The following is a 6,960-nucleotide window of genomic DNA, read 5'->3' on the forward strand; positions in this document are numbered from 1 at the left end:
CGCGCCGCAGCCGACCTGGACGACGTTCACGGTCAAGGCCGGCCAGACGCTGAGCTTCGACTATCTGCGCAAGGGGGCGCGCGCCTATCTGGCGGTCACCGGCGGGATCGACGTGCCGGTGGTGCTGGGCAGCCGCTCCACCTATGCGCTGGGGGCACTCGGCGGCTTCGAGGGGCGCAAGCTCGCCGAAGGCGACGTTCTGCCGGTGGGCGCATCCCGGCGCGACGTGCCCGCCGGCCGCAGCCTGGACGTCTCCTTGCGCCGCAACGGGCTGGAGGATCCGGCGGTGCTGCGGATGCTGCCCGGCCTCTACTGGCACCGGATCACCGAAGAGGCGCAGGGGGGCTTCTTCGCCGACACCTGGAAGGTGGCGCCCGAGGCGGACCGGATCGGCTACCGCTTCAAGGGCGGCAGCCCCTTGGAGTTCGTGCCGCGCGAGCCGCCGTTCGGGGCCGGCTCGGATCCCTCCAACATCGTCGATGCCTGCTACCCCTATGGCTCGATCCAGGTGCCGGGCGGCACCGAGCCGATCGTGCTCCATCGCGACGCGGTGTCGGGCGGCGGCTATTTCATGCTCGGCACGGTGATCTCGGCCGACATGGACTTGATCGCGCAGCTCCAGCCGCACAAGCCGGTCAAGTTCGTGCCGGTGGAGATGGAAGAGGCGCTGGAGGCGCGCGCCGAACGCAAGGCCGAGATCGACAAGATCAAGGCCGCGCTCGCGTGAGCCGAAGGCGGAATACGCCTGATCGCCCAGCGGATCATGGGGCCGCTCGCTAGAGACAGCCTCATGATCCGATCCTGGCGGGGCAGCGACTGGACCGTTGCCCGGCCGCACCGAACAGCCCCAGCAGCAAGGTGGTCATGGCGTACCGCATCTCCGTCGATACCGGCGGCACCTTCACCGACGTGGTCGTGGCCGATGCCGATGGAGGCATGACCATCGGCAAGGCGCTCACCACCCATGAGCGCATCTTCGACGGCATGAACGAGGCGATCGGCAATGCTGCCGAGCAACTGGGCATCGGGCTGGACCGGCTGTTCGCCGAGACGGAGCTGCTGATCTACGGCACGACCCGCGCCACCAACGCGATCGTCACCAAGCGGGTGGCCAGGACCGCCTTTCTCGCCACCGAGGGCTTCCCGGACGTCCTGCTGCTCAAGGAAGGCGGCAAGTTCAACCCGCACGACTTCTCCAAGGACTTCCCCGAGCCCTATATCCCGCGCAGCCATACCTTCGAGATCAGGGAGCGGATGAGCTCGGAGGGCACGGTCTCGATCCCGCTGGACGAGACCCAGGCGCGGACCGTCCTGGAGAAGATCAGGGCGCTGGGCTTCGAGGCGGTCGCGGTCTGCCTGATCTGGTCGATCGCCAATCCGGCGCATGAGCGGCGCCTGGGAGAACTGATCGCCGAGATCATGCCGGGCGTGCCCGTCACCCTGTCGCACCAACTGATCCCGGTGGTGCGCGAGTACCGGCGCGCGTCGGCGACCGCGATCGACGCCTCGCTCAAGCCCCTGATGCAGGCGCATCTCAAGGGGCTGGAGCGCGACCTACGTGCTGCCGGCTACCAGGGCGAGATCCTGATCAGCACGACGGCGGGCGGCTGCGGCCATATCGACGCGATCACGGAGAAGCCGATCTACACGGTGGGCTCCGGCCCGGCGATGGCGCCGCTCGCCGGCATCGTGTTCTCCCGGCTGGAGAATCTAGGCGACAACGTCATCATCTGCGACACGGGCGGCACCACGTTCGACGTGGGCCTGGTGCGCGACGGCAGGCTGACCTTCAGCCGCGATACCTGGCTGGGCCCGGCCTATACCGGCGATTTGCTCGGCATCGCGGCGGTCGACATGCGCTCGATCGGGGCGGGCGGCGGCTCGATCGCCTGGATCGACGATGGCGGGCTGATGCGGGTGGGGCCGCAGTCGGCGGGCTCGGTGCCGGGCCCGGCCTGCTACGGGCGCGGCGGCACGGAGCCCACCGTCTCGGACGCCGCCACCGTGCTGGGCTATTTCGACCCGCACAACTTCCTGGGCGGGCGGATGCGGCTGGACGTGGACGCGGCGCGCCGGGCGGTCGCGACCGTGGCGGAGGGGATCGGCCTGTCGGTCGAGGAAGCGGCGTATCGGATCGTCAGCCTCGCCAGCGACCTGATGATGCGGGCGGTCGGCGACATCACCATCAACGAGGGGGTCAGCCCCCGCGAGAGCACGATCGTGGCGGGCGGCGGGGCGGCAGGCCTCAACATCATGAAGATCGCCCAGGAGCTGGGCTGCCAGCGGGTCGTCCTGCCCAAGGTGGCCTCGGCCCTGTCGGCTGCCGGGATGCAGCATGCTGACATCGTGGCCGAGGAGGCGGCGAGCCTGGTGACACTCTCCACGGCTTTCGACACCGAGGGCGTCAACGCCATGCTGGCCGACCTCACCGCCCGGCTGGAGGCGTTCCGCGCCGGGCTGAAGGGTGGTGGCGAGGACTGCCGGATCGAGTGCATCGCCGAGGCGCGCTACCTGTCCCAGGTCTGGGAGCTGGACACGCCGCTGGCCAGGCATCGCTTCGGCGGGCCGGAGGATGTCGCAGCCCTGGTCGAGAGCTTCCACCAGGTCCACGAGCGGGTGTTCGCGGTGCGCGACCCGTCCAGCCCGGTCGAGGTGGTGAACTGGCGGATGCGGCTGGTGGTGCATCTGAGCACGCCGCCGCTGACAGCACCCGAGACGGTGGAGGTTGCGGCACCGCCGGCACGGGAGCGGCGCAACTGCTATTTCGGCGGCAGCACCCCGGTCGCGACCGGCATCTACCGCGCCGAGCATCTGGAGCCCGGCCTGCGCATCGAGGGCCCGGCGATCATCGAGGAGCCGACCACGACGCTGGTCGTCTATCCCGGCATGTCGGCCGTGGTCAGCGGGGCCGGCAACTATCTTCTCCACGTCGCCTGACAGGAGCCGGGCCATGACCGACCAGACCCGCTTCGATCCCTACATGACCGCGATCATCGCGAATCGGATCGATGGCATCGTGCGCGAGATGACCAACACCCTGCTGCGCGCCGCGCGCTCGGCGGTGATCAACAGTGCGCGCGACTTCTCCTGCTCGATCTGCACTGCCGACGACCAGCTCCTGGCCTCGGCGGAAGGCCTGCCGATCCACATCTTTGGCAGCCACATGCAGGCAGCGGCGATGCGCCGGGCCCATGGGGGCGACCTGAAGGAGGGCGACTGCTACCTCCACAACGACCCCTATACCGGCAACACCCATGCCGCCGACCACACCTTCATGGTGCCGGTATTCTTCGAGGGCGAGCATCTGTTCACCACGGTCGCCAAGGCGCACCAGGCGGACACCGGCAACTCCCTGCCGACCACCTACATGGCCGGCGCTAAAGACCAGTACGCCGAGGGTGCCCTGATCTTCCCCTCGGTGCGCATCCAGCGCGATCACCAGATGGTCGAGGATGTGGTGCGGATGTGCCGCGCCCGCATCCGGGTGCCGGACCAGTGGTATGGCGACTTTCTGGCCGGGATCGGTGCGGCGCGCGTGGCCGAGCGGCGGCTGAAGGAATTATGCGCCAAGTACGGCAAGGTGCAGGTCAAGACCTTCATCCGCGACTGGCTGGACTATTCCGAGCAGCGCATGGCCCAGGCGATCCGCAGGCTGCCCAAGAGGACCCTCGTCGCCAGCGGTGCCCATGACCCGTTCGGCGAGCTGCTGCCGGACGGCATCCCGCTCAAGGTGCAGGTCTCGATCGACCCGGGCGAGGCCACGATCGAGCTGGACCTCCAGGACAATGTCGACAATGTCGACTGCGGCTTCAATGAGAGCGAGGCCTGCGCCACCGCGGCCAGCATCGCCGGGGTGTTCAACTCGATCGACCCCACCATCCCGCGCAACTCGGGCTCGTTCCGCCGGATCAGGGTGCTGCTGCGCGACGGTGCCGTGTGCGGCCGGCCGAAATTCCCGCACAGCTGCTCGGTCGCGACCACCAACATCGCCGACCGGCTGGTCAACCTCACCCAGTCCGCCATGGCGCAGATCGGCGACGGCTATGGCCTGGCCGAAGGCGGCATCGGGCTGGGTGCGGGCATGGCGGTGGTGTCCGGTCTGGACCATCGCTATGGCGACAGCCGCTACATCAACCAGCTCCATCTGGGCAGCTCCGGCGGGCCGGGTACGCCCACGGCGGATGGCTGGCCCACCTACGGCATCCCGGTGATCGCGGGGCTGATGTACCGGGATTCGGTTGAGATCGACGAGCTGAAGCACCCGATCGAAGTGCGCTACCTGCGCCTGAAGACCGGCACGGGCGGCGCCGGCCGGCAGCGCGGCGCCCCGGCACTGGAGTTCGAGTACGGGCCGAAGGAGCACCCGATGGACGTGCTCTGGCCCTGCGACGGCACGCACTATCCGCCCAAGGGGGTGCGCGGCGGCCAGGACGGGGTGCGGGCGCAGCACTTCAAGATCGCCGCCGACGGCACCGAAACCGAGCTGCCCAACATCGTGGTGGACAGGCTGCGCAAGGGCGAGCGGGTGCGCGGTCACCACACCTCGGGTGGCGGCTATGGCGACCCATTCGACCGGGCCCCTGCCAAGGTGCTCAAGGACGTGCTGGACGGGTTCGAGACGATTGAGCGCGCCGAGCGGCTCTACGGCGTGGTGTTCACCGGCTCGCTTGAGGAGCGCACCCTCGCCGTGGACAGCCAGGCTACCCTGGCCCGCCGCCAGGCAGGATCGGTCTGATCCGGGCCGATTCCCGAGCACCGGCGGCGACCGGCCGATTGCCGTACCCTGGTAATGTAGCGCCAGCCCTCTGGTGGCTGGTGCAAGCTTAATAATCGGTAAATAACTAACCGCAGTACTACACAAGAACTGCGGGCCAAAGACACCATGATCCAGTTCGAGCCGGTGCCGGCACCGGTGGCGGCGAGGGCTGCCTCGCCAGCCTGAATCCTGAACACTGCAGTCCTCCATGCGCTAGGAAACCATCCTGATGATGAGCGGCTGCGTCTTGCCACTCCCCTTTATCATGCTCGCCTAGACTTGCCGTCATGGCGGTAGGGCCGAGCGGCCACGTGCCTGCACCGGGCAGACCGACACCTAGACTGACAAATTATTACACATCTTCAGGATTCTTCTTAAGACCAAAAGAGGAATTACTGAAGCAAACCTCAACCATCCCAAAGGAGAACAATTACTTCCCCCAATAAACCACAAAGGGTATAATATTCGTTCTATGAAGTTTTTGAAATGACCGGTATAAGCGAGTACATAGCTGAATACCGGCTATAATATCCGGAGAATGACAATGAAGAGCTTGAAGATTCTGTTCTGCACCGCCGCGATCGTCGGCCTGATGAGTGCAACCGCCCTGGCTGCCAGCAACGGCAATGGTAATGGCAACGGGAACGGCAATATCGGCAGCTACAACGGCAGCTTCAACGGCAATGCCAACCGTGGCTGGGGTAATGGCAACGACAACGGCAACAACAACAAGGGCTCGCTGAACGGCAGCTTCAACGGCAATGCCAACAAGGGCTCGGCCAACGGCAACGAGAACGGCAACGGTAATCGCGGCTACGGCAACGGCAGCTTCAACGGAAACAAGAACTACGGGTCGAAAAACGGCTCGGTTAACGGCAACGAGAACAAGGGCAGCTTCAACGGCAGCCTGAACGGCAACAAGAACGCCGGCAGCAAGAACGGCACCGTCAACGGCAACGCCAACTACGGCAAGTTCAACGGCGTCGGCAACGGCAACCTGAACCGAGGCAGCAGCAATGGCGGCTACAACGGCAACGGGAACAAGGGCAGCTTCAATGGCAGCCTGAACGGCAACCGGAACGGCCGCAACAGCCGCTGATCAAGCCGGCCGCGTCTTGGTCCGGCGTCGGTCGGCCAGGACGCGGCGTCTGCACCAGACGAGGAGTACCATCATGAGGATCATGCTCTGCGCAGCCGTCGCCTTCACGCTGCTCGGTGCGGCCGGCTTTGCGGACGCTGCCGCCAATCGGACCGGCAAAGACAGCGGTTTCTCGTCCTTTGCCGGCGGGATGTTCAGCAACGGCAATGTCGGTCACAACAACACCGGCAAGAACAATGTCGGCAATGGCAATACCGGCAGCGGCAACATCGGAAACAAGAACGGCGGCAACGGCAACATCGGCAACAAAAACGGTGTTGGCAATACCGGCAAGAACAACGGCAACGGCAATATCGGCATCGGCAACGGGAGTTACAACAGCGGCCATCACAACGGCAACGGCAATATCGGCAACTTCAACGGCACCCACAATGGCGGGTCGCGCAACGGCAACAACAATATAGGCAACTTCAACGGCAGCTTTAATGGCCGCCGGTGAGGGCTAGGTGGCCTGGCTGATGCGGCTGGCAGCCGTGCTCCTGGTGGCAGCGCCACTCTGGCCGGAGGCGACCAGCCTGGCGATGGCCGCTGCCGCCTCCCCCGAGGCCACGAGCCGATCCGCCCCGGATCCCTGGGTCGGTCACGGCAACGGCAGTGGCAACGGCAGTGGCAACGGCAACGGCAACGGCAACGGCAACGGCAACGTCGGGAACTGCAACGGCAACGGCAACACCGCCAGCGGCATGGGCAACTATCGGAGGGGCGATGGGCACGGCAACAGCGGCTGGTTCCGCTGGAAGTGCCCGCCTGCTTCCGGTCGCGGCAGTGAAGACGCACCGGATAGCGATAATCGAGGCTATCCTTCTCCCGGAAACAAACGGGCAACATGACCGGATCTCGGCAATGATCCGGCGAATGTAGTACAACACACTTATTCGAGGAGGTATTTTCCATGGCAGTCATCATCGGCGGCATCGGCGACGACCCCTGGCCGGACAATTTCATCATCGCGGACGACGAGGACAACTACATCTTCGGCGACGCGTTCACGACGGGCAATCCGGACGGAGTGTGGAGCGTCGGCGGCTATCTCAACCGTGAGGCG

The 6,960-nt window shown here is 65.9% G+C and carries 6 protein-coding genes; all 6 read left to right on the forward strand.

The window, feature by feature from the left end:
* A partial coding sequence (locus EQG76_RS19310) for a 5-oxoprolinase subunit C family protein (protein WP_159715986.1) occupies nt 1-727 on the forward strand: 727 nt, incomplete at its 5' end.
* Between the two features lie 137 nt (nt 728-864).
* On the forward strand, nt 865-2,937 hold the full coding sequence (locus EQG76_RS19315) for a hydantoinase/oxoprolinase family protein (RefSeq protein WP_159715987.1): 2,073 nt from the start codon (nt 865-867) through the stop codon (nt 2,935-2,937).
* Nucleotides 2,938-2,950: 13 nt separating this feature from the next.
* Nucleotides 2,951-4,735, forward strand: a complete 1,785-nt coding sequence (locus EQG76_RS19320) for a hydantoinase B/oxoprolinase family protein (protein ID WP_159715988.1) — start codon at nt 2,951-2,953, stop codon at nt 4,733-4,735.
* A gap of 565 nt (nt 4,736-5,300) precedes the next feature.
* Nucleotides 5,301-5,855 (forward strand): hypothetical protein, encoded by a 555-nt coding sequence (locus EQG76_RS19325; protein ID WP_159715989.1) that lies wholly within the window; start codon nt 5,301-5,303, stop codon nt 5,853-5,855.
* Between the two features lie 73 nt (nt 5,856-5,928).
* Nucleotides 5,929-6,354, forward strand: coding sequence for a hypothetical protein (locus EQG76_RS19330; protein ID WP_159715990.1), 426 nt, complete (start codon nt 5,929-5,931; stop codon nt 6,352-6,354).
* Nucleotides 6,355-6,373: 19 nt separating this feature from the next.
* Nucleotides 6,374-6,745: a hypothetical protein gene (locus EQG76_RS19335; RefSeq protein ID WP_159715991.1), complete on the forward strand. Its 372-nt coding sequence runs from the start codon at nt 6,374-6,376 to the stop codon at nt 6,743-6,745.
* Nucleotides 6,746-6,960: the final 215 nt, after the last annotated feature.

This window comes from Geminicoccus flavidas (genome assembly GCF_009806515.1).
Taxonomy (GTDB): domain Bacteria; phylum Pseudomonadota; class Alphaproteobacteria; order Geminicoccales; family Geminicoccaceae; genus Geminicoccus; species Geminicoccus flavidus.